Origin of the sequence: Mesorhizobium sp. M8A.F.Ca.ET.165.01.1.1 (assembly GCF_004792065.1) — a bacterium.
GTDB lineage: Bacteria > Pseudomonadota > Alphaproteobacteria > Rhizobiales > Rhizobiaceae > Mesorhizobium.
Genome location: NZ_SRTH01000005.1, coordinates 337,723 through 364,297, shown reverse-complemented (window position 1 = coordinate 364,297; position 26,575 = coordinate 337,723). Strand labels below are relative to the sequence as shown.

General features: G+C 63.2%; 22 protein-coding genes. 16 read left to right on the top strand and 6 right to left on the bottom strand.

Translation table 11 applies throughout. The features are described 5' to 3' along the window. Positions 1-47 precede the first annotated feature (47 nt). The 3 genes from EN808_RS17655 to EN808_RS17645 all read left to right on the top strand — a co-directional run bounded on the left by EN808_RS17655 (position 48) and on the right by EN808_RS17645 (position 6,412). Positions 48-1,706 (top strand): acyl-CoA synthetase, encoded by a 1,659-nt coding sequence (locus EN808_RS17655; protein WP_135916518.1) that lies wholly within the window; start codon positions 48-50, stop codon positions 1,704-1,706. A 331-nt stretch (positions 1,707-2,037) separates the two neighbouring features. Continuing rightward, on the top strand, positions 2,038-6,084 hold the full coding sequence (locus tag EN808_RS17650) for a chemotaxis protein CheB (RefSeq protein ID WP_135916517.1): 4,047 nt from the start codon (positions 2,038-2,040) through the stop codon (positions 6,082-6,084). Beyond that, a complete protein-coding gene (locus tag EN808_RS17645) occupies positions 6,032-6,412 on the top strand; it encodes a response regulator (protein WP_245525091.1) in 381 nt (126 codons plus the stop codon). The genes EN808_RS17650 and EN808_RS17645 overlap by 53 nt, the downstream gene beginning before the upstream one ends. Here EN808_RS17645 and EN808_RS17640 read toward each other — a convergent pair. Together EN808_RS17640 and EN808_RS17635 are read right to left on the bottom strand one after the other, a co-directional pair. After that, on the bottom strand, positions 6,402-7,421 hold the full coding sequence (locus EN808_RS17640) for a chemotaxis protein CheB (protein WP_135916516.1): 1,020 nt from the start codon (positions 7,419-7,421) through the stop codon (positions 6,402-6,404). The two genes, EN808_RS17645 and EN808_RS17640, sit on opposite strands and share 11 nt — an antisense overlap. Positions 7,422-7,676: 255 nt before the next feature. Continuing rightward, on the bottom strand, positions 7,677-8,567 hold the full coding sequence (locus EN808_RS17635; RefSeq protein WP_135916515.1) for a LysR family transcriptional regulator: 891 nt from the start codon (positions 8,565-8,567) through the stop codon (positions 7,677-7,679). Between the two features lie 211 nt (positions 8,568-8,778). Here EN808_RS17635 and EN808_RS17630 point away from each other — a divergent pair, with 211 nt between their 5' ends. Both EN808_RS17630 and EN808_RS17625 read left to right on the top strand, forming a co-directional pair. Continuing rightward, a complete protein-coding gene (locus EN808_RS17630) occupies positions 8,779-9,717 on the top strand; it encodes a DMT family transporter (RefSeq protein WP_135916514.1) in 939 nt (312 codons plus the stop codon). 48 nt (positions 9,718-9,765) lie between these two features. Further along, entirely contained in the window at positions 9,766-10,488 is a 723-nt protein-coding gene (locus EN808_RS17625; protein WP_135916513.1) for a haloacid dehalogenase type II, read from the top strand. 37 nt (positions 10,489-10,525) lie between these two features. On the opposite strand, the gene EN808_RS17620 is transcribed toward EN808_RS17625, so the two are convergent. After that, positions 10,526-12,547: an ABC transporter ATP-binding protein/permease gene (locus EN808_RS17620; protein WP_135916541.1), complete on the bottom strand. Its 2,022-nt coding sequence runs from the start codon at positions 12,545-12,547 to the stop codon at positions 10,526-10,528. 175 nt (positions 12,548-12,722) lie between these two features. On the opposite strand from EN808_RS17620, the gene EN808_RS17615 reads away from it, so the two are divergent. The 6 genes from EN808_RS17615 to EN808_RS17585 all read left to right on the top strand — a co-directional run bounded on the left by EN808_RS17615 (position 12,723) and on the right by EN808_RS17585 (position 20,119). Beyond that, positions 12,723-13,607: a hypothetical protein gene (locus EN808_RS17615; protein WP_135916512.1), complete on the top strand. Its 885-nt coding sequence runs from the start codon at positions 12,723-12,725 to the stop codon at positions 13,605-13,607. Between the two features lie 377 nt (positions 13,608-13,984). Continuing rightward, positions 13,985-15,877, top strand: a complete 1,893-nt coding sequence (gene htpG, locus EN808_RS17605) for a molecular chaperone HtpG (protein ID WP_135916511.1) — start codon at positions 13,985-13,987, stop codon at positions 15,875-15,877. A gap of 221 nt (positions 15,878-16,098) precedes the next feature. Next, positions 16,099-16,977 carry an ABC transporter permease gene (locus EN808_RS17600; RefSeq protein ID WP_135916510.1) on the top strand — a complete coding sequence of 293 codons (879 nt, stop codon included), beginning with the start codon at positions 16,099-16,101 and terminating at the stop codon, positions 16,975-16,977. Positions 16,978-16,990: 13 nt separating this feature from the next. After that, positions 16,991-17,833: an ABC transporter permease gene (locus EN808_RS17595; protein ID WP_135916509.1), complete on the top strand. Its 843-nt coding sequence runs from the start codon at positions 16,991-16,993 to the stop codon at positions 17,831-17,833. Continuing rightward, complete coding sequence (locus EN808_RS17590) at positions 17,830-18,972, top strand: ABC transporter substrate-binding protein (RefSeq protein ID WP_127280705.1); 1,143 nt, start codon at positions 17,830-17,832, stop codon at positions 18,970-18,972. Before EN808_RS17595 ends, EN808_RS17590 begins: the two co-directional genes overlap by 4 nt. Then, positions 18,965-20,119: an ABC transporter ATP-binding protein gene (locus tag EN808_RS17585; protein WP_135916508.1), complete on the top strand. Its 1,155-nt coding sequence runs from the start codon at positions 18,965-18,967 to the stop codon at positions 20,117-20,119. The genes EN808_RS17590 and EN808_RS17585 overlap by 8 nt, the downstream gene beginning before the upstream one ends. Positions 20,120-20,143: 24 nt before the next feature. Here the strand turns inward: EN808_RS17585 and EN808_RS17580 are convergent, their stop codons facing one another. Beyond that, the gene (locus EN808_RS17580; RefSeq protein WP_127870262.1) at positions 20,144-21,124 is read right to left on the bottom strand and encodes a GlxA family transcriptional regulator; all 981 of its coding nucleotides are present in this window, start codon (positions 21,122-21,124) and stop codon (positions 20,144-20,146) included. 338 nt (positions 21,125-21,462) lie between these two features. Here EN808_RS17580 and EN808_RS17575 point away from each other — a divergent pair, with 338 nt between their 5' ends. Further along, positions 21,463-22,173: a hypothetical protein gene (locus tag EN808_RS17575; RefSeq protein WP_135916507.1), complete on the top strand. Its 711-nt coding sequence runs from the start codon at positions 21,463-21,465 to the stop codon at positions 22,171-22,173. A gap of 54 nt (positions 22,174-22,227) precedes the next feature. On the opposite strand, the gene EN808_RS17570 is transcribed toward EN808_RS17575, so the two are convergent. After that, complete coding sequence (locus EN808_RS17570; protein ID WP_127277664.1) at positions 22,228-22,593, bottom strand: hypothetical protein; 366 nt, start codon at positions 22,591-22,593, stop codon at positions 22,228-22,230. 326 nt (positions 22,594-22,919) lie between these two features. Here EN808_RS17570 and EN808_RS17565 point away from each other — a divergent pair, with 326 nt between their 5' ends. Next, positions 22,920-23,360 (top strand): hypothetical protein, encoded by a 441-nt coding sequence (locus EN808_RS17565; protein ID WP_127277665.1) that lies wholly within the window; start codon positions 22,920-22,922, stop codon positions 23,358-23,360. Positions 23,361-23,445: 85 nt separating this feature from the next. Further along, entirely contained in the window at positions 23,446-23,883 is a 438-nt protein-coding gene (locus tag EN808_RS17560) for a nuclear transport factor 2 family protein (RefSeq protein WP_135916506.1), read from the top strand. 37 nt (positions 23,884-23,920) lie between these two features. On the opposite strand, the gene EN808_RS17555 is transcribed toward EN808_RS17560, so the two are convergent. Further along, positions 23,921-25,543 carry an ABC-F family ATP-binding cassette domain-containing protein gene (locus EN808_RS17555; protein ID WP_127870257.1) on the bottom strand — a complete coding sequence of 541 codons (1,623 nt, stop codon included), beginning with the start codon at positions 25,541-25,543 and terminating at the stop codon, positions 23,921-23,923. A 255-nt stretch (positions 25,544-25,798) separates the two neighbouring features. Here EN808_RS17555 and EN808_RS17550 point away from each other — a divergent pair, with 255 nt between their 5' ends. Next, positions 25,799-26,113: an EthD family reductase gene (locus EN808_RS17550; protein ID WP_135916505.1), complete on the top strand. Its 315-nt coding sequence runs from the start codon at positions 25,799-25,801 to the stop codon at positions 26,111-26,113. A gap of 132 nt (positions 26,114-26,245) precedes the next feature. Beyond that, positions 26,246-26,557, top strand: coding sequence for a hypothetical protein (locus EN808_RS17545; protein ID WP_167531328.1), 312 nt, complete (start codon positions 26,246-26,248; stop codon positions 26,555-26,557). Positions 26,558-26,575: the final 18 nt, after the last annotated feature.

The following is a 26,575-nucleotide window of genomic DNA, read 5'->3' as shown; positions in this document are numbered from 1 at the left end:
GCGACAGCGCGCCATGGGGAGATGGCGCACCGCCAGGGAGGATTTTCATGACCACGACACAAGCCGGCTTGCCGCGCTATGACGATGCCGTCGCCGGCTTTCGCATCGAGGACGAGATCGCCAGGCTGCAAGGCGATCCGGCGACCGGCATCAACGCCTATGTCGAATGCTGCGGCCGGCACACCGGCCAGAACCGGTTGGCGCTGCGGGCGATCTCCGCCGGTGGCGAGCTCAGCGAATTCACCTTCGAGGATCTCGACGACATGTCCGGACGTGTCGGCAATCTGCTGAAGGGACTGGGCGTCGGCCCGGGCGATGTCGTTGCCGGCATGCTGCCGCGCATTCCCGAACTGGTGGCGCTGATCCTCGGCGTCTGGCGCATCGGCGCCGTCTACCAGCCGCTGTTCACCGCCTTCGGCCCGAAGGCCATCGAGCACCGCCTGGAATACAGCGCGGCCAAGGTGGTGGTGACCAATCCGGCCAATCGCGGCAAGCTCGACGAGGTCGCCAACCTTCCACGGATCGCAACCATCCTCGGTGCGGACGATGCCTTGCGTCAGGGCGACATCGATTTCCGCGCCGCCCTGGCCGCCGCTTCGCCAGCCTGCGAACCGGTGATGCGCCGGGGCCAAGACCTGTTCATGATGATGTCGACTTCCGGAACGACGGGCCTGCCCAAGGGCGTGCCGGTGCCGCTAAGCGCCTTGCTGGCCTTCGGCGCCTATATGCGCGATGCGATCGGGCTGCGGCCCGACGACATCTTCTGGAACATCGCTGATCCGGGCTGGGCCTATGGCCTCTATTACGCCATCACGGGTCCCCTGCTGCTCGGCATCGCCACCACCTTCAACGAGGGCGCCTTCACCGCCAAAAGCACCTATGACGTCATCGAGCGGCTTGGCGTCACCAGTCTCGCGGGCTCGCCCACCGCCTTCCGCCTGCTGCTCGCCGAAGGCCCCGACGCCGCCGCGCGTGTGAAAGGCCGGCTGCACGTGGTGAGCAGCGCCGGCGAGCCGCTCAACCCGGAAGTGATCCGCTGGTTCGACGCCCATCTCGCCGCCCCGATCCACGACCATTACGGCCAGACCGAGAACGGCATGATGGTCAACAACCATCACGGCCTCGCCCACCCTGTCCGCGCGGGCTCGGCCGGCTTTGCCATGCCGGGCTACCGCATGGTGGTGCTGGACGAGGCCGGCAACGAGCTCGGCCCCAACCAGCCAGGCATCCTTGCCGTAGACATCGCCAACTCGCCGCTGCGCTGGTTCGGCGGCTACCACCAGGCCGAAACCCCGGCCATTTCAGGCGGCTACTACCGAACCGGCGACACGGTGGAATATGAGCCGGACGGCTCGGTCTCCTTCATCGGCCGCGCCGACGACGTCATCACCTCGTCGGGCTATCGCATCGGCCCTTTCGACGTCGAAAGTGCGCTGATCGAACACCCCGCCGTCACCGAGGCCGCGGTCGTCGGCGTGCCCGACCCGCAGCGCACCGAAATCGTCAAGGCCTTCGTCATCCTCGCGCCCGCCTACAAGGGCAGCCCGGAACTGGCCGAAGAACTCGCCCAGCATGTCCGCAAACGCCTCTCGGCCCACGCCTATCCCCGCGAGGTGGAGTTCGTGACGGAATTGCCGAAGACGCCGAGCGGCAAGATCCAGCGGTTTCTGCTGAGGAAGGCGGAGGTGGAGAAGAGAAAGGGGTGACGGGGGGTGGATGGGTTGATGGGGAGGAAGAATTGGAGTCCGAATGTTCGCGAATAGCACACGCTTGGTGGGACATGTGAGGTCTTGAAGGGGGCCGATTGCAGACAGGGTGAATCAGTCGTCGGATCTTCAGGAGCGGACTTTTAGGTCGGTACAGATCGGCCTGAGGTAACCCAAAGGCGAGTTCGAAATCAGCGTCGATTCAAATAGAGTTGCCGGGGATGAGGTGGGGTGCGAAAATCAGCGCAAGCTTTGGGCCGCGCGGCTCTTGGCAGATACCTTAGGGACCGAATTCGGTGGCCCGCTGAGAGCATGTGAAACGTAAAAATCGATGGCAAACGAAGAAACTGGGAGACCTCAAAGGCGATCAAAAGCGAAAGCCGACGCGCCTGCTGAACCGCCCCCGCCAGTCCGGAGCGCTCAGGCCCGTCCGGACGCCCCTCAGGAAACCAATGTTGAGTCTCCGACCATTTCCGTCGTCGGCATCGGCGCGTCAGCCGGCGGCATCGAGGCGCTTGGCCGCTTTTTCGATGCGATGCCGGCGGACAGCGGTTGCGCCTTCGTGGTCGTCTTGCATCTCGACCCGAAGCACGAAAGCGAGATGGCGCGCGTTCTGGCATCTCACACGACCATGCAGGTTGCGCAAGTCGTGGACGGCATGCGAATCGTTTCCGATCGGGTCTATGTGATCGCTCCCGATACCGACCTCAAAATCAGCGATGGCGGGCTGCACGTGTCCCGACCGGCAGAGGTCCGCGGCAACCGCCATCCCGTCGATGTCCTGTTCCGATCGCTTGCGTCGGACCAGCGGAAACGGGCCATCGCCATCGTTTTGTCGGGAACCGGCAGCAATGGCACCGAGGGCTTGAAGGACATCCGGGCCGAGGGCGGCATGAGCCTCATTCAAGCCCCCGAAACCGCGAAATTCGACGGTATGCCGAGGAGCGCCATAGCGGCGAATTTGGCCGACCATGTCCTTGCACCTGAACAGATGCCGGACGTGATACTTGCTTACACTCGCCATGGTTATGTCGCCGCTCCAATCGAAACCGCACCTGCCGTACTGGGCGGTGGCGAGGCGAAGATCGAGCAGGTTCTCGAAATTCTGCGCGCCCGGAGCGGATATGATTTCAGCAGCTACAAGCGCAGCACCCAGCGGCGGCGCATCTACCGCCGCTTAGGCCTGAAGAACATCGAGACGCTTAGCGGGTATCTGGACGAGTTGCGGGCCAATCCCGAGGAAATCACCACGCTTGTCTCGGACCTGATGATCAACGTGACCGGATTCTTCCGCGACGCCGAGGCGTGGAAAACGTTATCGGATCTGGTGATCGCTCCACTGGTCGCCGAAAGAGAGTCAGGGGCCACGATACGGATCTGGGTTCCTGCTTGTTCGACGGGCGAGGAAGCCTATTCCATTGCCATGCTGGTAATGGAGCACGCGGCTGCCGCCGGAAAGCGGTTCGATCTCAAGGTGTTTGCCACCGACGCGCAGGAAGACAACCTTCGCAAGGGCCGCGATGGCGTCTATCCGGCGGCGGCAGTGGCCGAGTTCCCGCCGGAGCGCATCCAGCACTTTTTCGAAAGACTGGATGGCAACTATCAGGTCAGCAAGGAACTTCGCGACACGATCGTCTTTGCGCAGCACAATCTGTTGCGCGATCCGCCCTTTTCCCGGCTGGATCTGGTTTCGTGCCGCAATTTCCTGATCTATCTCGAACCCGACGCGCAGCAGCGTGTCATCGCACTTTGTCATTTCGCGCTGCGTCAGGGCGGACATCTGTTCCTTGGTAATGCCGAGACGGTCGGCCACCTCGACGATCTGTTTGAGAGCTGCTCGAAGAAATGGCGGATATACCGCCGCGTCGGACCGACGCGGCATGACCTCATCGACTACCGGGAGCATCGCGGACCCGTGGGACCAGATCAGACTGACAAGCCAGCGTCACCCCCGCCCGACTCGGCAGCATCGGTCGCAGAAGCTGCGCGGCGCGCCTTGCTTGAACGCTATGCTCCGGCATCCGTCCTAATCGACCGCAAGGGCCGCGCGCTCTATTTTCATGGAACGACAAGGGATTATCTGGAGCAGCCGCCCGGCGAACCGACGAGGGATTTGCTGAGCATGGTCCGCGAAGGGCTCGCTCTCAAACTTCGATCCGCAATCCGTGACGCTTCCAGGGAAAACAGAAGCGTCACAGTCAGTGCACGCACCCGGTCCAGCAAGACCGGTGCGGTCACCATGACTGTCATGCCGCTGACTGGTCGGCCTGGAGAGAGCGGCCATCTGCTCGTGAGCTTCACACCGGAGGGGCCTCAGGCCGGCGGTGGCCCGGCAGCTCCGCGGGACGAAACGGCGGAAATTGCCGCTGGTGAACGCGCGCTTCAGGAAGAACTGAAAGCGACGCGCGCCGAGCTGCGGAGCACTGTCGAGCATCTTGAAACCGCCAATGAGGAGCTGAAAGCGTCGAACGAGGAAGCGACCTCGATGAACGAGGAGCTTCAGTCCACGAACGAGGAACTGGAAACCTCCAAGGAAGAACTCCAGTCGTTCAACGAGGAACTGAACACTGTCAATAGCCAGCTTCAGCACAAGATCGGCGAGTTGGAAGCGGCCACCAATGATCTCAACAATCTGTTGGCCGGATCCGAAACCGCGACGCTGTTCCTCGATGAAAAACTGCGCATCAAATGGTTCGCTCCCGCGACCAAGGAACTCTTCGATCTTGTTTCGACCGACATTGGCCGTCCGATCGCCCACTTCGCGCGCAAGTTCGCAGACGATAACCTGATAATTGATGCCGAAACGGTGCTGAAAAAGCTTGCCCCGATCGTTGCAGAGGTGCCAAGCGACGCCGGCCGCTGGTACTCGCGGCGCATGTTGCCCTACCGTACCCGCGACAATCGGATTGCAGGGGTGGTGGTCACTTTCAGCGATATCACCGAGCGCAAGCAGAGCGAAGACGAGACCATGCGAAGCGAAAAGCGCCTTCGCGATCTTATCGAAGCTCTCCCGAACGCGGTCTACACAACCGACGCCTCGGGCCGGCTCACTTTTTACAACCCGGCCGCCGTCGAACTCTGGGGCCGCGAGCCGAAACTTGGTTCGGATCGATGGAACGGCTCCTGGCGACTATATAGGCCGGATGGAGAGTTGCTGCCGCACGATGAATCCCCCTTGGCGATAGCCCTGAAAGAAAAGCGGCAAGTAAAGGGGGGAGCTGAGGCGGTGTGCGAGAGGCCGGATGGTACTCGTGTACCCTACATTTCCTATCCAACCCTGCTTCGCGATGCCACTGGCGAAGTCACCGGCGCGGTAAACATGTTGGTGGACATCACCGAGCGCAAGCGGGCCGAGGCGCTTGCGGAGCGGCTCGCGGCGATCGTTCAATCCTCCGATGACGCCATCATAGGCAAAAACCTCAAGGGTATGATAACGAGCTGGAACAAGGGCGCTGAACGCCTGTTCGGCTACTCGCCTGACGAAATCGTGGGCAAATCCATCATGACCTTGGTCCCCTCCAATCGCCACGGCGAAGAGGCGAATATTCTGGACCGCTTTGGCCGAGGAGAGCACATCGAGCACTTTGAAACCATCCGTCGGCGCAAGGATGACAGCCTGGTCTGGGTATCCTTGACGATTTCACCGCTTGAAGATGATCAAGGCAAGGTCATCGGAGCATCGACGATCGCACGCGACATGACCGAGCGGCGGCGCGCCGACGAACATCGGAAGATCCTGATCGGTGAACTTAATCACCGGGTCAAGAACACGCTGGCGGTCGTCCAGTCCATCGCCTCCCAGACCTTGAGTAATGCCTTGACCATGGAAGAGGCGCGAGAAGCATTCGGGTCCCGGCTGATCAATCTGGCAAAGGCACACGACGTACTCACTCGCGAAAGCTGGACCAGTGCGAAACTGGATGAGATTGTCGCCGATACCGTCAAACCTCATTCCGGGAATGGAACCCGGTTCCGGATTGAAGGTCCGGACATCCAGCTTACACCGAGTGCGGCGCTTGCGATTTCAATGGCGTTGCACGAGTTATCCACCAACGCGGCAAAATACGGCGCGCTTTCTACCCAGGACGGGCATGTCACGATCATCTGGCGCCTTGAAGGAGAAGGTCAGGACCGTCGCTTGACCTTGCGTTGGGAAGAAAGCGGCGGCCCGCCGGCAAGCACGCCGAAGCGAAAGGGCTTCGGCTCGCGCCTGATCGAGAAGGCTCTCGCTGCGGAACTGCACGGTAATGTGAACGTTGCGTATAAGTCCTCCGGCGTTGTTTGCATCATAGATGCGCCCATGCCCGCAGGACGGGAGTTCTTGGGTGGCAATAGTGGCGACGCGTCCAGCAAGCAAGATTCTGATCGTAGAGGATGAGTTCCTTATTGCCTTGCATCTGGCGGATTTGCTGGGGGAAATGGGGTACCGGATTGCAGGTCCGGTCGATAACCTGGACGAGGCGATTGTCTTTGCGCGCGATGAGGAGATCGATTTCGCGATCCTTGATATAAACTTGGCCGGCACGCGATCGTTTCCGGTCGCCGACGTTCTGAAGCAGCGCGGCATTCCGTTCCTGTTTGTGAGCGGATACGGGAGCGATGGTCTAGTGGACGGCTATCGCCACATAACCACTTTGGCCAAGCCTTACGCTCCGCAGGAGTTGGAGCGGGCAATTGCGGCGAGCTTTGCCACGTCTAGCCGCTGATCCGAGACGAGCGCCCCGACATTGCACCGAAGGTTTCCGGCATGAGCCAGTCTTGCTCGACGAGAACGCGAAGCTTGTAGGCCCGATCCAGCGCCTGCTTGCTGGCAGCTTCCCAGGGTCCAGCGGCGTCAGGTTCCTGCAAGCGTGCTTGCTCGGCCATTTCCAGACAAAATTCAGCCCGCTCGTTTAGAATTCTCACTGCGGCCCTCATAACCCGCTCCATCTCGTCGAATTGGGCAGAGGCCAGGACCTCCCCGGTGTAGCTGTGACCTATATGGCAGTCGAACTTGATGATCGTACCATTCTGGGATTTAAGGAGCGCGCCACCGCATTCCGGGCAGGTCAGCGCCAGCGGGCGATCGAATTTTTCGCCGTCGATGGTCGGAGAAACCCCCTCGGCCTCAGGTTGAGAAGACTTGTTCGGCATAGCCGCTTCCTTTCCTGCCTTTCTGTTGACCAGTTCAACAAGCAATCCGGGCATGCGGGAGAGCGCCACGCGGTAGTCCAGCGCCACGTGAGCGGCAGCACTGCCCGGCATTTCCGGATACGCCGCATCGTCGGGATCCTGGACAATCGCAATGCCGCCGCGGCGCTTTATTTCCCCCAGTCCCAGCGATCCGTCATTCAGATAGCCGGTCAGGACCACGCCGATCGCATTTGGACCATAGGCCTCGGCCACGCTACGAAACAAGGGGTCGATCGCCGGGCGCGCCCAGTTCTCCTTCGGAGTTCTCAACAGACGCAGCTTGCCATGTGAGACTATCATGTGGTGATCGGGCGGCGCGACATAGATTTGGCCGGACGAGATCTGTTCGTAGTTGGTGGCATGTTTTGCCGGCACAGGTCCGGCGGCATTCAATATCGCGGGTAGTTCGCTTCGATGGGCGCCGATATGCAACACGATCAGAATCGAGGCTGGAAACGCTTCCGGCAGCTTGGCAACGAGATCGCGCAACGCATCGACCCCGCCCGCCGAGGCGCCGATTGCGATCACTGTGGAGCGTGCCATGACGATCTTTGAAAATCCGTTCGTCGAACCTAAACGTCCAGGCGAGAGTAAGGTTCTACGCGGCTCAGGATTCAGAGAGAAAATGGCGTTTTCTTTTGCTTAGGGCAAACTCGCCAATTCCCTGAGCATAAGCGATGTCCGCTTCTGGCGTTTGGACGCGAGCGTGGGAACGTCATGCTTGAGGCGCAAAGCAGACGTCTAGCTTGGTCGGCGCAGGCACGGAGAACTCGTTGTGCTCCAGATAGCCCACCCCCCTCACCCCACGATCTGCAGCGCCCCCTGGCGCCGCACCTCGGCCTCGATCTCCCGCACTAGCGTCTCCAATGCCGGATTGCGGGCGTTGCGGGCGCGGCGGATGACGTAGGCTAGATCCGGCGGCTTGGGGAACGTTTTGTCGACAATCTCCATGCCGGGTTGCAGATGCCGCTGGCTGAGCAGCGCGACGCCGAGCCCGGAGGTCACGCCGGCGGTGATGCCGGCCGCACTCGAACATTCGAAGACGATCTCGAACACGGTTCCCTCGTCCTGGCCGAGATCGAGGCCCCAGCGGCGATAGAAGCAGTTCTCGTCGAAGGACAGAAACGGGACGGGTTCGCCCTTCGATAATGTGAGCTCGGGCGACTTCACCCAATGCAGCGTCTCGCGGAAGAGCACGACGTCGGTGGGGCGGACCTCGTGCTGGAACACCTGGATGATGGCCGCGTCGAGCGCCCCCTCGCCCAGCAGCTTCTGCAAGGCCAGGCTCATGCGCACTTGCGTGCGCACGCTCACCTCGGGGTAGAGCCGGCGAAACCGGCCAAGGATGCGCGACAGGTCCGTGCAGGTCGTATCCTCGGTCATCCCCAACGCGATCTTGCCTTGCAGCGTGCTCTTCGACAGGCTGAGGATCGCCTCGTCATGGATGCCCAGGATGCGCCGTGCGTAGCCCAAGAGATCCTGCCCTGAGCTGGTGAACATCGGCGCATTGGCCTTGCGGCTGAGGATTTCGCAGTCGAGGCTCGCTTCCAGCCGCCTGATCTTGTGGCTGACGGCCGACTGCGACAGGCCGAGGATCTCGGCCGCCCGGGTGACGCCGCCATGTTTCTCGATCGCCACCATCGCCCGCAAGGCATCGACATCCAGGCGGCGGCTCATCACTCCAGCCATGACAATCCTCGTTCGAAACTAAACCAACGCTCCAGGTCCTGGCGCGGAACCGGTTCTCAGGCAAATGGATATGCCAGATTTCGTGGCTATTTCATGGATTCATCGAAATTTGTCATGTGCAAAGGCGCATGCGCGCCGCCATAAAGTCGGCACCTGGGATTGGCAGTGATCCGCTTGGCGCCCGCCGGCGCCGCCTCGACGAAGAGACCGCATGACGCCTAAACCTCTGTACCATCGCCTGGCCTGGCCACTTCTGGCGGCGGCCCTGGTCGTAAGCTGGAGCTCCGGCTTTGTCGGCATCCGCTATGCCAGCGAGAGCGCCGACGTCATGCTGGTGCTGTTCTGGCGCACCTTGATGTCGGGGCTGGTCCTTCTGCCTTTCGCGCTCATGGTCGGGCCGCGCATCGGCGCTGGCGCCCTGATGCGGCAGATGGCGTTCGGCGTGGCGATGATGTTCCTCTATCTCGGCGGCTTCGCGCTTGCCATCGGCCAGCGCGTGCCGACCGGCCTCGTCGCGCTGATCTCGGACCTCGTCCCCCTCGCCATCGCGGCGCTTTCGCAGCCCGTGCTGGGCCATCGGCTGACATCGAGGCAATGGACCGGAACGGCGCTCGGGGTGGCCGGCGTTCTCATCGTTTCGGTGAACAGCCTCAGCCTCGGGACAGCACCGGCCTGGGCGTACATGGTCACCATCGCTTCCATGATGGTCTTTGCCCTGGCGACCGTGCTGCAGAAGCGGATGGGCACCATCAACATGCCCATCCACCAGAGCCTGTGCATCCAATGCCTGACGGCGGCGATCTTCTTTGCCGCCTGCGCCGGATGGAATGGCGGACTGATGCCGCCGCTTGATGGCCGTTTCGAGTTCGGCATCGCCTGGCTGGTGCTGTTTTCGACCTTCTTCTGCTACGGCGTCTACTATGCGAGCCTGCGCCTCCATAGCGCCGCGCAGGTCAGCAGCGTCATCTATCTCAGCCCGCCGGTGACGATGCTCTGGGCCTGGCTGCTCTTCGGCGAGCCGCTTTCATTGGCGATGGTCCTCGGCCTTGCGGTGACGTTGTTCGGTGTCTGGCTGACATCGTCGCGCGGCACGACATCGAAGACCGGTCCGCGCCCGGTCGGGCAGCCCGCCGGGCAATCGGCCGATTGATCGTGATCCCGCACCAAACCAACCATCCAACCCAAGGGAGTGAACCCCATGAAGCTGACTGATTTCAAGGCCCTGACCTTCGACTGCTACGGCACCCTCATAGATTGGGAATCCGGCATGATCGAAGCCCTGAAGCCGCTGACCCAGCGGGTTGGCGGCGCCTTGAGCCGCGACGATATCCTGCAGGCGCATGCAAGACACGAATCCAGCCAGCAGAACTGGACACCGCAAAAACGCTACAGCGACCTTCTGGCTGTCGTCTACAAGCGGCTCGCCGAGGAATGGGGCGTCGTGGCCGCGCCGGAGGAATGCATCGACTATGGCCAGAGCGTGAAGGACTGGCCGGCCTTTGCCGACACCGCCGCCGCCCTGCAATACCTCAAGAAGCACTACAAGCTCGCCATCCTCTCCAACGTCGACAATACGAGCTTCTCCTTCAGCAACAGGAAACTCGGCGTCGATTTCGACGCGGTCTACACGGCGGAGGATATCGGTTCCTACAAGCCGTCGCCCCGGAATTTCGACTATATGCTGGAAAAGCTGGCGACGCTCGGGATCAGCGACAAGGAGGTCCTGCACACGGCCGAAAGCCTGTTCCATGACCATGCCGTGACCAATGGCCTTGGCCTAAAATCATGCTGGATCCAGCGCCGGCACGCCGATCAGGGTTTTGGCGCCACCATGCATCCCGGCGACATGCCGAAGGTGGACTTCCGCTTCGACAGCATGGCCGACCTGGCGAAGGCGCATGGGCAAGAATTGCGCGCCTGATTGGCCATCCGCAGCGGGAGTAAGAACGCGCCGGACGTCAGTTCTTTTTATGGGGGATGCCGCCGCGCTCGAGCGACTTCTCGGCCAAGGCGCCGGAACCCCATAAGGCGCGGCCGAGCAAGCCCCTGCGCTTGCGCGGGAGGAGATCGATATCGCTGACGAGCTTGGCGCCTCCTTTGCGCCGCTCGAGCGTGATCTTGCGGCTGTGGAAGGCCTCCAGCTCGGCCCGGTGCGCGACGCTCACGATGGTGACATCGGGCAATTCGCGGATGATGGTTTCCATCATCTTGTCCTGGCTCTTCTCGTCGAGTGCCGCCGTCGCCTCGTCCAGCACGATGATGTCGGGCGCGTGCAGGAGGAGCCGGGCGAAGGCCAGCCGCTGCTTCTCGCCGCCCGACAGGGTCTGGTCCCATGGCGCGTCTTCGTCGATCTTGTCGCCGAGATGACCGAGCCCGACCTTGTCGAGGGCGGCCTTGATCTGCGGAACCGTCCAGTCGTCGGCAGCACCTGGATAGGCCGCTGCCCGGCGCAGCGTGCCCGAGGGAATGTAGGGACGCTGCGGCAGCATGAACATGCGCTTGCCCGGATGGAAATCGACGCTGCCGCCGCCCCACGGCCACAGGCCCGCTATCGCCCGCACCAGCGTGCTCTTGCCAGAGCCGGATTCGCCGGCCACCAGCAGTCGCTCGCCCGGCTGGATCACCACCTCGGTTTCCTTGACCACGGCGGTGCCGTCATCGAGCGACACCGAGAGATTGTTGAGGCTCAGCATCGTGTCGTCCTTGGTCTCGCCGCGATTGATGCGCCCAAGCGCGTCGCTCTCTTCCGCGCGTTCGAGTCCGTCGAGCGACATCATCAGCGAGGCGATGCGCCGTGCCGAGGCGTTCCAGTCGGCAAGACGCGGGTAATTGTCGACCAGCCATCCGAACGCGCCCTGCACGATGGCAAAGGCGGACGCCGCCTGCATCACCTGGCCAAGCGACATCGAGCCGTCGAGGAATTTTGGCGCACACAACAGCACCGGCACAACCGGCGCGAACAGGCTCGACCCCTGCGAGACCAGCGCCGTGCGCATGTGCTGGCCGGCAAGCATCCCCCACCGCTTCAGCACGCCGGCGAAGGTCCTGTCGATGCCGCTGCGCTCCTCCTCCTCGCCGCCGAGCAAGGCGATGCTCTCGCCGTTTTCGCGCACGCGCGTCAGCGTGTAGCGAAATTCCGCTTCCGCCTGGTTCTTCTGCTCGGAGAGCTCGACGAAATGCCGGCCGATGACCACCATCGAGGTGGAAGTGATCGCTGCGTAGATGACCGCGGTGATGACGAGAAAGCCCGGAATGTTGACGGTCGACCCGCCGATCGGCAGCGTCAGCGCGCCGCCGATGGTCCACAGCACGACGATGAAGGTCGACGCGGCCAGGAAGGCGTTGATGACGCCGGAGATGAAATCCACGGGCGATTCCGTGGCGATCCGCAGATCCTCGGCAATGCGAGCTTCCGGGTTCTGGTGATCGCCGCCGACGAGATTGAGCTGGTAGTAGCGGCCATTGGTGAGCCAGCGGCCGATGACCGACGTGGTGAGCCAGGAGCGCCAGCGGCGCTGGATCGTCATGCGCAGATAGACCTGCGCGACGACGAGGCTGACACTGCCAAGCACCAGCGGCACGAACACGGCGCTCAGGAAATAGACGGTCGGCGCATTGCGCTGTTCGATGGCGTCGAAGATCGAGCGGTTCCAGACATTGATGCCATACTGGAAGCCGACATTGACGCAGATCAGGATCAGGAGCCCGATCGTGCACGGCCACGCGAGCTTGTCGCCGCGCCGGCTCCAATAGCCGCGCGCGCTGATCCAGAACCGCTTCAGCAGGTATTTCTTGCGCGCCTGCTCGGCCTGTTCGGGGCTCAGTTGCGGATCAGGCTCCACCGCCTCCGGCGGCGGTGCGGCCTCGCCGACGACCTCGGAAGCCGCCTCGACATCGGGGGCCTCCCGCTGGCGGGGCTTCCTGGCACCGTTTGGTTTGGCGCCGCCGACCGGCTTGGGTTTGGATTTGATGTCTGCCACAACGGCCATAACGGCCTGGATATCGGAAGGTTTCATCGTCTTCCTGATACGGCGGTTGCCGGCGGTGCCAAAGCTGATCCGGCGTCCCCGATATCGGCGACGCCTCACCATGACTTCACCGCCGCACAATCGCCACCAAGCCACGCGAAGAGCTTGTAAAAACGGAGGTTCCGCGATGCGTCTGGTCTGGACTTTGGTGTTGGCGCTGGCGAGCGGTGCGGCCTATGCGGCTTCGCCGGAGGACGACTACATCGCCGCGCGCGACAAGGCGATATCGGCCATCGCCGCGATGGAAAGCGCCAACGCTCCCGTGGAAACGCTCGATGCGGCCAATGACAAGGCCCGCGCCGATCTCGAACAGCGCCTTTCCACGCTTCTGGGACCTTTCACGGTCAAGGGTTTTCCGGCGGCCGGCACGATCAACATCGAAAGCCTCAGTTCCTCCGATGTCGGATTCGGCATGCTGGACGGGCTGCGCCACGGCACCGAGGACGGCCCCAGCGTCGTGGCGTCGACACGCGGGCTGGTCGAGCGCTGGCTGCAGTCGCGCGCCGCCGAGACCGACGCCGATCTCAAACTGCCCACCGGCTTCGACGCTGCGCTGAAGCTCGATGCCTTCTACACCCAGGCCATCGGCAGCGACGCCGCTTTCACCGGCACGCTCGACTTCAAGCTGAAGACGCCCGACGGCGCCGACATGGCGATCGCCCGCCTCGGCGGCTGGGCGCAGGATGTCGGGCCGAACTACGACCAGGAGGTCGTCGTCACGCTGGTCAAGGGCAACAGCGTCATGATCGCCGAGGCGCCGGCGACACCTCCCGTCCCGAAGATCGCGGCCTGCGACGCGGTCTGGACCGCCGCCGATGCCGCCGCCCAGAAGCTGGTCAAGCAGGCCACCGGCGACAGCGACGAAAACACATCCGATGCCGCCGACGCCGCCTGGGCGAAAGGCGACGGCGACTTCCGCGCCTGCATGGGCAAGAGCCTGCCTGACAACCCCGTCTTCCCCGCACTGCTTGCCCAGGCGCAGGCGCTTGCCGACCATATGGCGGGGAAGTAGGGCGCGGCGCCGAAGCTGCCAATCTCCCCACTTGTGGGGGAGATGGCCGGCAGGCCAGAGGGGCGCGCTGTCCCGCCGACGTCTCAGTGGATCACTTTTGCCTTTGGAGGGGCGCGCACCGCGTAGCCCAGCAAATAAGCAAGGCCGAGTTCCTTCACGCCCCCCTCTGCCCTGCCGGGCATCTCCCCCACGAGGGGGGAGATTGGCAGTTTCGCCGCCGGCGCCGATTCCGCCCCCTTGCCGCCTGCGCATCGCGTCACGATATTGTCGGCGCGCTGGCCTTTGAACAGAGTCGCCAGAGCAATTGAAAATGGTTGAAGGACGAACCTGGATCGTGCATGGCGCGGCGGGCGGATGAACAGCGTGGGAAAATCTGAATGACGACAAACACGAAAGCGACGGAAACCAAGGCATTCGAGGCGGATGTTTCGCGGCTGCTGCACATGATGGTGCACTCGGTCTATTCCGACAAGGACGTCTTCCTGCGCGAACTGATTTCCAACGCCGCCGACGCCTGCGAGAAGCTGCGCTTCGAGGCGGTCAGTCATCCGGAATTGCTGGCCGATGACCCCAAGCCGCGCATCTCGATTTCAGCCGATCCCGACAGCAAGGAGATCACCGTCGAGGACAACGGCATCGGCATGAGCCGCGACGACATGACGGAGGCGCTGGGCACGATCGCGCGCTCGGGCACGCGCGCCTTCATCGAGCGCGTCGGCACCGGCAATGCCAGCGAAGACACGCAACTCATCGGCCAGTTCGGCGTCGGCTTCTACTCCGCCTTCATGGTGGCGACCCGCGTTGACGTCATCAGCCGCCTGGCGGGAAGCGACGAGGCCTGGCGCTGGTCGTCCGACGGCAAGGGTTCCTACGAGATCGCGCCCGCCCCGCTCGAAGCCGCTCCCAGGCGCGGCACCCGCGTCGTGCTGCATCTGATGGACGATGCCGTGTCCTATACCGGCTCCTACCGGCTCGAGCAGCTGGCGAAATCGCAGTCGGGCCACGTGCCCGTGCCGATCACGCTCGTCGAGAAACCCGGCGCCGAGGCACGCGACATTGCCGATGGCACGGCCCTTTGGGTCAGGCCGAAAAGCGAGATCAAGCCCGAGGAATATACCGATTTCTACCGTAGCCTCGCCGGCCAGTATGACGAGCCGGCCGCCACCATCCATTTCCGCGCCGAAGGCAGGCAGGAATACTCAGTGCTCGCCTTCGTGCCCGGCTCGCGTCCCTTCGACCTCTTCGACCAGGACCGCAAGGGCCGCATCAAGCTCTATGTGCGCCGCGTCTTCATCACCGACGATGCCGATTTGTTGCCGCGCTATCTGCGCTTCATGCGCGGGCTGGTCGATTCCGCCGACCTGCCGCTCAATGTCTCGCGCGAGATGATCCAGGAAAGCCCGTTGCTGGCCGCGATCCGCAAGGGCCTGACCAATCGCGTGCTCGGCGATCTTTCGAAGCTGGCCGAGAACGAGCCCGAGGCCTATGCGAAAATCTGGGAGAACTTCGGCGTCGTCCTCAAGGAAGGGCTCTACGAGGACCACGAGCGGCGCGAGCAGCTCTTGAAGCTCGCCCGCTTCCGCTCGACGGCCTCGGGCGAAGGCTGGCGCGGCCTTGCCGACTATGCCAGCGCAATGAAGGAAGGCCAGAAGGCGATCTTCTTCATGGCCGGCGACGACCGCGCCCGCCTCGAAGCCTCGCCGCAGCTCGAAGGTTTCAAGGCGCGCGGCATCGAGGTGCTGCTGCTCACCGACCCGGTCGACAGTTTCTGGACGTCGATGGCGCCGGAATTCGACGGCAAGCCGTTCAAGTCGGTGACGCAGGGCGTGGCCGAACTTTCCGACATTCCCTTGCTCGACGAGGCGAAGAGGCCGGACACGGCGGCTACGCCCGAAGTCGACGGCTTCCTCGCCTTCGTCAAGGCAGCGCTTGGCGAAGCCGTGTCGGACGTCAAGCCTTCCGACCGCCTGACCGAAAGCGCGGTCTGCCTGGTAGCGCCCGAACATGGACCGGATCGGCAGTTCGAGCGGCTGCTCAACGCCGCCGGACGCCTCGACAAGACGGCCAAGCCGATCCTCGAGATCAACCCCCGCCACGAGCGCGTCCGGGCGCTCGCCAGCCTCGGCGACGACGAGCAGGCCTTCAAGGACGATGCCGCCCACCTGCTCTACGACGAGGCGCGCGTGCTCGACGGCGACAAGCCGGCCGACGCCAGGGCGTTTTCCGAGCGCCTTGCCCGCCTGATTGCGCGCGGTATCTCGAAGGGCTGAGGCGCGCCGACCAAGCCTCCTCGACGTGTTTGTCGCTCGAAGGTGCAAGGCGGGGTTGCGCAGCGACCCCGTCCGCCGAAAATTGGCGTCTATCCCAGCAGGGAACGGGCTGAAATCCACTGGCTCAATCGCCCACTGTAGACATCGCGCTTGCAATCACCCAATCTTGGCGCCGGGAACAAAATAAGCGCTTCCAAGAAGGCGCGAACGTCCGGGTGCTCATGAAACGACGATGGACATTGTATGATCCACGGCTGGCCTGGATGCTCGTCGCGCCGGTGCTCCTGCTGCTGATCTTTTTCCTGGTCCTGCCGATCGCCGTGATGGCCGGCTATACCTTCTTCACCTTCGTCACCGCCGGCGTGGAAACGAGCGCGCTGACGACCGCGAACTGGCACGAATTCCTCACCGACAGCTATTATTCCGGCTTCCTTGTGAAGACGCTGCGGGTCGGCGCGATCACCGCGCTGCTTTGCGGCGTGCTCGGCTATTTCCCCGCCTATTTCATCTGGGCCACGACCTTCAGGCACAAATGGCTGCTCTTGCTTCTGCTGATCGTGCCGTTCTGGATCAGCTTCACCATCCGCACCTTTTCCTGGATCAACATCCTGGGCGAACAGGGCGTCATCAACGTCGCGCTGCTGAAATTGGGCATCATCAACGAGCCGCTGCCGATGCTCTATAACGAAGGCGCGGTCATCCTGGGCATGCTGCACTTCCTGCTGCCCTACATGATCCTCAACATCTATGTCAGCCTGGAGAGCATTGATCGCACATTGATTTCGGCGGCCCGCTCGATGGGCTGCACGAGCGCGCAGGCGTTCCGCGAGGTCACGCTGCCGCTGTCGCTGCCCGGCCTGGCGGCGGGCCTGCTGCTCTGCTTCGTGCTGGCCGCCGGCAGCTATGTGACGCCGCAGCTTCTCGGCTCGGGCCGCGACGCGCTGTTCGGCAACCTGATCTACGACACCATCATGGGCGAGCTGAACTGGCCGATGGGCGCCACGCTTTCGATCGTGCTGTTCATCGTGCTCGGCGTCTTCGCCGCCGTCTACACGCGCTACATGGGCATGTCGCAGATCGTCAAAGGACTGGGTGGATGACGGGGCTTGGCGGATGAGCGGGACCCGGCGCAAGCAGGAAGGCAGATGGGCCTGGCGGCTGACCGGCTTCGTCACGGTCTGCGTCTATATCTTCATGTTCGCGCCGATCGTGGCGACAGTGATCCTGTCGTTCAACGCCTCGATGTTCGGCGGCTTCCCGATGACCGGCTTCAGCCTGCAATGGTACGGCAAGCTGATGGCCAACGACGCGGTGCTGGCCGCCTTCCGCACGTCCTTGTGGATCGCATTGGTCACCGCCATCGTCACCACCGCCATCGGCGTCACCACGGCGTTTGCCCTGGTGCGCTTCGAATTTCGCGGCAAGCAGGCGCTGAGCACGCTGGTGATCCTGCCGGCGCTGGTGCCCGAAACAATCCTCGGCGTCGGCCTGCTGGTGCTGATCAAGGCCGTCGACCAGCCCAGAACCATGCTGCTCCTGGTGCTCGGCCATATCCTGCTGGCCGTGCCCTATGTCGTGCTGATCGCCCAGGCGCGCATAATCGGCATCCGGCGCGTCTATGAGGAGGCGGCACTGTCGCTTGGCGCCTCGCGCTTCTCGTCCTTCCGCGAGATCACGCTGCCGCTGCTCATCCCGGCCGTGGTCGGCGGCGCGCTGCTCGCCTTCACCATCTCGTTCGACAACACTTCGGCCAGCCTGTTCTGGCGGCCGGCAGGCGTCGAGACCATGCCCACCCAGATCCTTTCCATGCTCAAGATCTCGATCAGTCCGGAAATCAACGCGCTCGGCACCGTGATGATCCTGGTGACCGTCGGCATCCCGCTGATCGGCGGCCTGATCCTGCAAAGCCTGACAAAACTGAGACGACGTGGCGAACCAAAGGAGGAAACACAATGAAACTGACCACCACAAAGCGGTTGGAACGACTGCACGACCGATATGCCAATGGCGATTTGAGCCGCCGCACCTTCCTGACGCTGACCGCCGCCGCGGCAGCCTCGGCGGGCCTTTCCATGCCCTGGATGGGCCGGGCGCTCGCCGCGGTCCAGGAGGTTCGCTTCGACGGTTGGGGCGGCACGGTGCAGGACGCGATCGACAAGTTCGCCTTCCAGCCCTACACGACCAAGACCAAGATCAAGGTGGTCCAGGGCACGTTCGGCGACGAGGACGAGATCATCACCAAGATCAAGACCGCCAAGCCCGGCGACTACCAGGTCATCCATTCCTCGGGCGTCAACTATTACATCAAATATGTGAACGCCGGCCTGACCTCGGAGATCAACGAGGCCAACATTCCCAACATGGCCAACGTGCTGCAGCCGATGATCGAGCCGTTCCGCAAGCTGACGCCGAAGCTTTCGGCCGTGCCCTATGACTACGGCACGACGGGTATCGCCTACAACACCAAGGTGATCTCGCCGGAGGAAGCCAAGGAAAAGGGCGCGGCACTGCTGCTCGACAAGAAATACGCCGGCAAGGTCGGCGGCTATTCCGACATGACGACGCGGGTCTGGTACGCGGCGCTCGCCACCGGGCAGGATCCCAACAATCTCAAGGACATGGACGCCATCTGGGCCAAGGTGCGCGAGACGCGCGACCTCGCCAAGAAGTTCTGGAGCTCCGGCGCGGAGCTGATGGATCTGCTTTCCAAGGGCGAGATCGTGGTGACCGATGCCTGGTCGGGCCGCGTCGCCGCGCTGCAGGACCAGGGCCATCCGATCGGCTATCTCGATCCGGCCGGCTCCTATGCCTGGATGGAGGACATGCTGATCCTGAAGGGCTCGCCGATGGCCGAGTGCGAGGAGCTCATCAACTTCATGCTCGACCCGGCGACCTCGATCGCGGTGGCAGAGGGCCAGAGCTATCCGCCGTCGCTCGACCCCAACAAGGTCAAGCTGACCGAGAAGATCGAGAAGCTGCCGGCGTTCGACAAGACGGGCACGATGAAGTCGCTGACCTTCGCCGATCCGACCTACTGGGCGACCAACGAGGACGCCTGGACCAAGCAGTGGAACAGGATCTCCAAAGGTGCCTGACAGCCAGGACACGACACTCCATCCCCGGCCTGTCCTGGCCGGGGCAGCCGGCGCGAGCGCGGCCGCCGAGGCAGACAGCCCGGCGGTCGAGTTCCGCGACATCGACATCGCCTACGGCAAGTTCGTCGCGGTGCGCGATTTCTCGCTCTCGATCCGCAAGGGCAGCTTCGTCACCCTGCTCGGGCCCTCGGGCTGCGGCAAGACCACGATCCTGCGCTCCATCGCCGGCCTGGTCGACATTTCGGGCGGCCAGATCATGATCGACGGGCGGCGGGTCGATGACATCCCGATTTACAAGCGCAACATCGGGCTGGTCTTCCAGAGCTACGCGCTGTTCCCGCACAAGAACGTGTTCGACAACGTCGCGTTCGGCCTGAAGTACCGCAACGTGCCGAAGCCCGAGATCGCCCGCAAGGTCGGCAAGGCGCTCGAGATGGTGCGGCTGCCGGGCAGCGAGAAGAAGCTGCCGTCGCAGCTGTCGGGCGGGCAGCAGCAGCGCATCGCGCTTGCCCGCGCCATCGTCTTCGAGCCGCAGGTCTTGCTGCTGGACGAGCCGCTGTCGGCGCTTGACGCCAACATGCGCGAGGAGATGCGCGTCGAGATCAAGAAGATCCAGAAGGAAACCGGCATCACCGCCATCTTCGTCACGCACGACCAGGAGGAAGCGCTCTCCATGTCGGATCGCATCGTGGTGATGAACGCCGGCGCGGTGGAGCAGATCGGCACTCCGGAGCAGGTCTATGAGACGCCGGCCACCGCCTTCGTCGCCGACTTCCTCGGCAAGGCCAACATGCTTGCCGGGACCGTGAGCAGGTCCGGCCAAGCCGTGCTGCTTGCCACCGGGCAGACGATCAGCGTGGCGTGTCCTAGGCCGCTTGCAGACGGCAGCAAGGTCACGGTCGTGGTGCGGCCGCAGAAATTTTCGGTCGGTGCTGGAACGAGCGGCAACCGGCTCACTGGCCGCGTCGTCTCGGCCTCGTATCTGGGCGGCAGCGCAATCTACGAGATCGACATCGGCGGCAAGACCAGCCTCCGCGCCAACACGCCGATCACTGGCCGCGTGCTTCGCGAAGGCGAGGCGATCGACCTCGGATTCGACCCGGAGGGCTGCGTCCTGCTCGACGACAGCGGGCGGCGGATTTCCTAGACCCCGCACTTCACGTTGCGGACTTCATTGTATCATGGCTCCGCCGGGCATGCGGTTTGGATGCCTGAGATGCGTCGGCGTGATGCCGGTCTGCTGGCGGAACACGCGGCTGAAATGGCCGGCATTGGTGAAGCCGCAGCGGTAGGCGATGTCGCCGATCTGCAGGTCGCTGCCTTCCAGCAGCGACTTCGCATGATGCACCCTGAGCGCCAGATAGGCGGCCATTGGGCCGATGCCCAGTTCCGATCCGAAGAGCCGTTCGAGCTGGCGCCGCGAGCAGTTCAGGCGGCTTGCGATCTCGGCGACCGACAGCGTCTCCTGGAGGTTGCTCTCCATCAACAGCAAAGCGCGTTTCACCGCCCGGCTCGACGCACCAGGAAACAGGTCGCCCACGGGCTGCACGTCCCTGCTGCTTCTGATCCGGTCGAGGACGAGGATCTTGGCGGCCTTTTCAGCCGCCTTCTGGCCGATGAACTGGGACACGAAGTGGCCGGCAAGGTCGGCGGCGCCGGTGCCACCGGCGCATGTCGAGCGGCCCCGGTCGACGGTAAACAGGCTGTCGGCATGAGCGTTCACCTCCGGGAACCGGCTGCGGAAATCCTTGATGTGGAACCAGCTGACGGCGGCGCTATAGCCATCGAGCAGGCCGTAGCGCGCGAGCACGAAGCTGCCCGTGCAGAGCGCCGTCAGGGGCACCCCCTTGCCGGCGGCCCGCAACAGGAACGCCTCCTTCTCGGAACTCAGGCTGCGGTTGGTGTCGAGCAGCCCGCCGACCACGACGACATTGTCGAAGTCCTCCGGATTGCCGATCCCCCCGGTCGGCAGCAATTCGACGCCGCAACTCGCCCGGATCGGCAGGCCGCGTTCGCCGACGATCTCCCAGTCGAACTCTATCCTGCGGCTGCGGTCACCTTCGTCGCCCGCCAGCCGCAGCGTGTCGATGAACAGCGACAGCGGCGACAGGGTGAAGTCGCGAACCAAGAGAAACGCAAACCGCCTGGCCATTGTTGTTCGAAACCGTCTTGTCTCAAGCTTATTCAGCCAGCACATTATCCTGGAACAGCGGACGATGTGTTTGCCAAAAGCGGCACCGGATTTCTTGCTTATCGCTGGCCGCGCAGTCCAGGGCGCCCTCCCTCAACACACCGCCTCAAGTTAATAGGATCGCCCGCCGACTCGGACCAAGTGCATTCCAAGGGTCGATCGGGCGTCGATGGGACGAGGAGAAGTGTGATCAGCGCCTCGGGAATGCGCATGGCCAGGGAACTGATTGAGCCTGATTTCGGTTGTCTGTTGTGCGAATGATCGTTCCACGGCAGGCATCTGATGAGCGAAAATGAGACATGAAAACTGCAGCCAAGCAGCGCGGCCCCCTGCGGAACATCCTGAGCGGCATCGCGGCGGCAATCGCGAAGAACGCTGGTCGCGCATCCGAGCAAGGCACGGGTACCGCGTCAATGGTCGCCGAATGGCCGCTCCCGCCGTCGGCGACACTGGGGTCCTCCATGCGCTTGAAGGGGATCGAACGCGAGGTTCGGGCCAGGCTGCCTTGGACGGTGAGGAAATTCGCCAAGGCCGAGACAGGCCGCATCGTGTTGCGCATGGTGCAGACCGACGCGGATGCGTTTCGGGCCGCCTCGGCAACCATTGCCAGGACACTGGAAGGGATCGAAGCGCTGGCCGTGCTGCCGCGCGAGGCCGAGGACATTCTCACCATTTCCTCACGCGAGCGCCACAAATGGCTCAGGGATGGTCGCCTGAAAAGCATCGGCACGCGCACCGTGAAGATGCGCGGGCGATCCAAGGCCGTGACCTTCCACGTCTTCGATCCACGGCACATCGAGGACGTTCTCGACCGTGACCTGGCGACCGCCTGGCGGGAGGAAGATGCGAAGGAAGCGTCCGAGAACAGACGGCGCGCCGCCGGCAAGGCCGCACTGACGCGAGCCGGCAAGCGGTCGGGCAACGCCCGCAAGACCAGAATTTCGGGCTCTGACGATGCGCCAAAGCTCGAAGGCTGGGACACGTTCGAGGCGGAAGGACTCCTGCGCTAGCGCAGGAAAACGTAACGATTTTCCGTCGAGGATCGTATCCGCACTCGTTCCCGGTTATGGATATTTCGCCTTGTCTGGGCCGGCAGGCCCCAGGTCGCCCTGCAATTCCTGCGGCAGCGGCAGGCTCGAACATTGCAGATGCACGTCGCGGGCGAGCCGCTTTCGCTGCTTCTGCTCCTGCTCCTTGGTGGCCGCTATGATTCCCAATCCATAGGGGCCAAGGGCGACGAATTCCCAGCCCGGATGCGTTTTTTCGCGGACCGCGTAGTCCGAAGCCGCCGCCCGGGCTTGCTGGCATTGCGGCGTCGCCCATTTCTGGTCCTGCTGCGAAAGCGAGGCTCCATAGTCGACCGGAGAGGTCGCGCATCCAGCCATCGTCGCGGCCAACGCGGACATTGCAAGCCCCATCGCAATTCTCATCCCGAAGCCTTTCCCAACCTTTGTGGACAGCACACGGAACTCCCACCCCACAAGGACATGGCCCGATGGGCAGGTCGCCGGCCAACACCGCCATTCGCCCTTTACGAAAATCGACCGCTGTGTGTCGATAGCGAAAATGTGTTCGGACACGATGTCTGGTTTGCGCCAGAAACGGTCATCCGTCGTCAGTCATCCAAAAGCCGCGATTGGATCGAAACGAAAAGTTGTGCTTGGAACCAAAGCCGGGGCAAGACTGTTCTGCTAAGACTTTGATATGCGTCGTACCAGGCCGATGGATAAGCGGCGATCTTTGAGGAGCTCTCGTCATGAAAATTTCATCCGGATTTCGTTCAATCGCCGTTGCCGCCATCGCCACCGTGGGCGTCAGCTTGGCCAGCGCCGCGCATGCCGACAGCGGCACGATCCGTTTCTCCGTCTACAAGGCGGCGTTCTTCGTCGGCGGCTCCGGTGGCGAAGGGACGTTCACCTTCCATGGTAAAAGCTATCCCATCTCGATCGGCGGCGTCTCGGGCGGCCTCGCCTTCGGCGTCTCCAAGACCTATTTCCGCGGCACCGTGCGCCACATCAGGCGCGCGCGGGACGTGACCGGCGTCTACGGCGCGGCCGGCGGCGGCGGCACGCTCGGCAAAGGCGCCCAGGTGATCGTGATGACAAACGACAAGGGCGCCCAGCTCCAACTCACGGGCAAACAGGTGGGCCTGCAGGTCAACGCCGACCTGAGCGGGCTGGCCATCTCGCTGAGATAGGAGCGTCCTTTCCCGTCCGGAATTGCGTCGAGCTGTTCACCGTTTTGTGAAACAGCGAACCGGCGGTTCAGGGGAGAGCAGGACGATGATTGCCGAAACCGAGGTCGCGAAATTCTTCGCGGCCTATGCGGAATTCTACAATGACGCGCTGTTGCCCGAAGCCGATTTGAAGGATGTCGCCGACATCTATTCGTCCGCCTTCATCTCCGTCACCCCTGGCGCGGTCATGGCCGGCGAAAACGGCAAGCAACTGATCGAAATCATGAAGAAGGGCTTCGAGGGCTACAGGACAATCGGCGCCAGGAAGATGACGTGCAAGGACGTGTCCGTGACGCCGATCGATCGAGACCACTGCGTGGCAAAGGTGCAATGGGCCGGAGAGTACCAGAACAAGAAGGCGGCGCTCATTACCATTGATTTCGAGGTCAGTTATCTCCTGGAAAGGCGTGGCGGCAAGCTCAAGGTGTTCGGCTGGATCAGCGGGGACGAGCAGGCCGAATTCAGGAAACACGGACTGCTTTAGGCCCCGTTTCGGAGAACGGCGCCCGCCCCCTACCCGCTCAGCTCCGCAGGCCCGGCGCTTCCTGTCCGGTGCGCTCGACATATTCGGTGTAGCCGCCGCCATAGGTGTGGATGCCTTCGGGCGTCAGCTCCAGCACGCGGTTCGACAGGGCGGCCAAGAAGTGCCGGTCGTGCGAGACGAACAGCATCGTACCTTCATACTGCGACAGCGCCTCGATCAGCATCTGCTTGGTGGTGATGTCGAGGTGGTTGGTCGGCTCGTCCAGCACCAGCAGGTTGGGCGGGTCGAACAGCATCAGCGCCATCACCAGCCGCGCCTTCTCGCCGCCCGACAGCACCCGGCATTTCTTCTCGATCTCGTCGCCGGAAAAGCCGAAACAGCCGGCAAGTGCCCGTAGCGGCGCCTGGCCGGCCTGCGGAAAATTGTCTTCCAGCGTCTGGAACACGGTGCGCTCGCCTTCGAGCAACTCCATGGCGTGCTGGGCGAAATAGCCCATTTTCACGCTCGGCCCCCGCGCCACCGTGCCGGTGTCGGGGTCGGAGGCGCCGGCCACCAGCTTCAACAGCGTCGATTTCCCCGCGCCGTTGACGCCCATGATGCACCAGCGTTCGCGGCGGCGGACCTGAAAATCGAGCCCTTCATAGATGGTGCGGCTGCCATAGGCCTTGTGCACGTTCTTCAAGGTCACGACATCCTCGCCGCAGCGCGGCGCCGGCTGGAACTCGAAATTCACCACCTGGCGGCGCTTGGGCGGCTCGACGCGGTCGATCTTGTCGAGCTTCTTCACCCGGCTCTGCACCTGCGCGGCATGGGAAGCGCGCGCCTTGAAGCGCTCGATGAAGGCGATCTCCTTGGCCAGCATGGCCTGCTGGCGCTCGAACTGCGCCTGCTGCTGCTTGTCGGCGATCGCCCGCTGCTGCTGGTAGAATTCATAATTGCCGGAGTAGGCGGTGAGCGAACCGGCATCGATCTCGACGATCTTGTTGACGATGCGGTTCATGAACTCGCGGTCGTGCGAGGTCATCAGCAGCGCGCCGTCATAGCCCTTCAAAAACTGCTCAAGCCAGATCAGGCTTTCCAGGTCGAGATGGTTCGACGGCTCGTCGAGCAGCATGACGTCGGGCCGCATCAAAAGGATGCGGGCCAGCGCCACGCGCATCTTCCAGCCGCCCGACAGCTTGCCGACATCGCCGTCCATCATCTCCTGGGAAAAGCCGAGACCGTCGAGCACTTCGCGCGCGCGTCCGTCGAGCGCATAGCCGTCGAGCTCCTCGAAGCGGTGCTGCGCCTCGCCATATTTTTCGATGATCTCGTCCATCCGGTCGGCCTGGTCGGGATCGGCCATCGCGGCCTCGAGCTCCGCCATCTCGGCCGCCACCTCGCTCACCGGTCCGGCGCCGTTCATCACCTCGGCCACCGCGCTGTGGCCCGCCATGTCGCCGACATCCTGGCTGAAATAGCCGATGGTGACGCCGCGATCGACCTGCACCTGGCCCTCGTCGGGCTGCTCCTGGCCGGTGATCATGCGAAACAAAGTCGTCTTGCCGGCGCCGTTGGGCCCGACAAGGCCGATCTTCTCGCCCTTCTGCAGCGAGGCCGACGCCTCGATGAAGACAAGCTGACGGCCATTCTGCTTGCCGATGTTTTCAAGTCTGATCATGATAGTTCCGGGAGGCTCAAGCCGAATGGAAGGGATTTGCCCGCGCCCTTACGCGAATGACAGTGCCGGGGGAAGAGGCAGAAGCGCCGCAGCGGGTATGCGCGAACGGCGGCGCGCCGATAGGCCGCCCAAGGTCGGCTTTCCAGCCGCGCAGTCAAAAATCATTCGCTTGTCGAAATCCACCTTCGTCGAACGACTTTGGCGCGGCGGCCCGCACGGCCCGACCAGCAACGCCAACAGGACAGGACCATGGCAATGGCCAAGATGCTCGTGATCTACAAAACCCCGGCCGATCCGGCCGCCTTCGACCGGCACTATTTCGACGTTCATACACCGCTGGCCAAAAAGCTTCCCGGCCTGCGGCGCTACGATGTCAGCAGGCGGCCGATCGTCAAGCTTTCGGCGGGCGAGATGCCGTATCTGGTGGGGACATTGTATTTCGACAGTCTCGACGACATCCGTGCCGCGTTCGCCAGCGAAGTCGGCGTTGCCTGTGCCGCCGACCGGCGGATATTGGCCCCAGGTGACGACGATCTGACGATGCTGCTGTTCGACGCCGACGAAGTGTGAACCCGGCCTCCAGACACACTTCAGAAACAAGATTCAACATCCGGGAAAAACTGGCGAAAAGATCGTCTGCGATAACCATCCCGTGGCGGCCGGGCTGCGGCCGCCAGACAACGCAACGGGATCTCGCCTGCAATGCAACGACGTTCGGCCGGATGGATGGGTGCCCTGACAGGCATGTCGCTTGCCATGCTTGCCGTCGCGCAGTCGGGCGCGGAGGCGGCGGTCACCCGCAGCGAATATTGCAGCCGGCTCGGTCTTCAGCTCGACGGCGCCATCCGGACCAAGGCCGAACCCGGCGCCAGTGCGAGCCAGATCGCGCAGGCGACGGCACTGCAGGACAGGGCGAACCGGTTCTGTGCCGAGAGCAAGCAGGCGCAAGGGATCCGGACTTACGCCAACGCCCTGAAGCTGCTTGGTGTGACACCGGTCGACCTCAACCAGTGACGGCAACCATCATCCCAG

Excerpts from the sequence above, each read along its gene's own strand:
- EN808_RS17655 (WP_135916518.1), top strand. The coding sequence starts at position 48 with ATGACCACGACACAAGCCGGCTTGCCGCGCTATGACGATGCCGTCGCC.
- EN808_RS17650 (WP_135916517.1), top strand. The coding sequence starts at position 2,038 with ATGGCAAACGAAGAAACTGGGAGACCTCAAAGGCGATCAAAAGCGAAA.
- EN808_RS17640 (WP_135916516.1), bottom strand. The coding sequence starts at position 7,421 with ATGGCACGCTCCACAGTGATCGCAATCGGCGCCTCGGCGGGCGGGGTC.
- EN808_RS17635 (WP_135916515.1), bottom strand. The coding sequence starts at position 8,567 with ATGGCTGGAGTGATGAGCCGCCGCCTGGATGTCGATGCCTTGCGGGCG.
- EN808_RS17630 (WP_135916514.1), top strand. The coding sequence starts at position 8,779 with ATGACGCCTAAACCTCTGTACCATCGCCTGGCCTGGCCACTTCTGGCG.
- EN808_RS17625 (WP_135916513.1), top strand. The coding sequence starts at position 9,766 with ATGAAGCTGACTGATTTCAAGGCCCTGACCTTCGACTGCTACGGCACC.
- EN808_RS17615 (WP_135916512.1), top strand. The coding sequence starts at position 12,723 with ATGCGTCTGGTCTGGACTTTGGTGTTGGCGCTGGCGAGCGGTGCGGCC.
- htpG (WP_135916511.1), top strand. The coding sequence starts at position 13,985 with ATGACGACAAACACGAAAGCGACGGAAACCAAGGCATTCGAGGCGGAT.
- EN808_RS17600 (WP_135916510.1), top strand. The coding sequence starts at position 16,099 with ATGAAACGACGATGGACATTGTATGATCCACGGCTGGCCTGGATGCTC.
- EN808_RS17595 (WP_135916509.1), top strand. The coding sequence starts at position 16,991 with ATGAGCGGGACCCGGCGCAAGCAGGAAGGCAGATGGGCCTGGCGGCTG.
- EN808_RS17590 (WP_127280705.1), top strand. The coding sequence starts at position 17,830 with ATGAAACTGACCACCACAAAGCGGTTGGAACGACTGCACGACCGATAT.
- EN808_RS17580 (WP_127870262.1), bottom strand. The coding sequence starts at position 21,124 with ATGGCCAGGCGGTTTGCGTTTCTCTTGGTTCGCGACTTCACCCTGTCG.
- EN808_RS17575 (WP_135916507.1), top strand. The coding sequence starts at position 21,463 with ATGAAAACTGCAGCCAAGCAGCGCGGCCCCCTGCGGAACATCCTGAGC.
- EN808_RS17570 (WP_127277664.1), bottom strand. The coding sequence starts at position 22,593 with ATGAGAATTGCGATGGGGCTTGCAATGTCCGCGTTGGCCGCGACGATG.
- EN808_RS17565 (WP_127277665.1), top strand. The coding sequence starts at position 22,920 with ATGAAAATTTCATCCGGATTTCGTTCAATCGCCGTTGCCGCCATCGCC.
- EN808_RS17560 (WP_135916506.1), top strand. The coding sequence starts at position 23,446 with ATGATTGCCGAAACCGAGGTCGCGAAATTCTTCGCGGCCTATGCGGAA.
- EN808_RS17555 (WP_127870257.1), bottom strand. The coding sequence starts at position 25,543 with ATGATCAGACTTGAAAACATCGGCAAGCAGAATGGCCGTCAGCTTGTC.
- EN808_RS17550 (WP_135916505.1), top strand. The coding sequence starts at position 25,799 with ATGGCCAAGATGCTCGTGATCTACAAAACCCCGGCCGATCCGGCCGCC.
- EN808_RS17545 (WP_167531328.1), top strand. The coding sequence starts at position 26,246 with ATGCAACGACGTTCGGCCGGATGGATGGGTGCCCTGACAGGCATGTCG.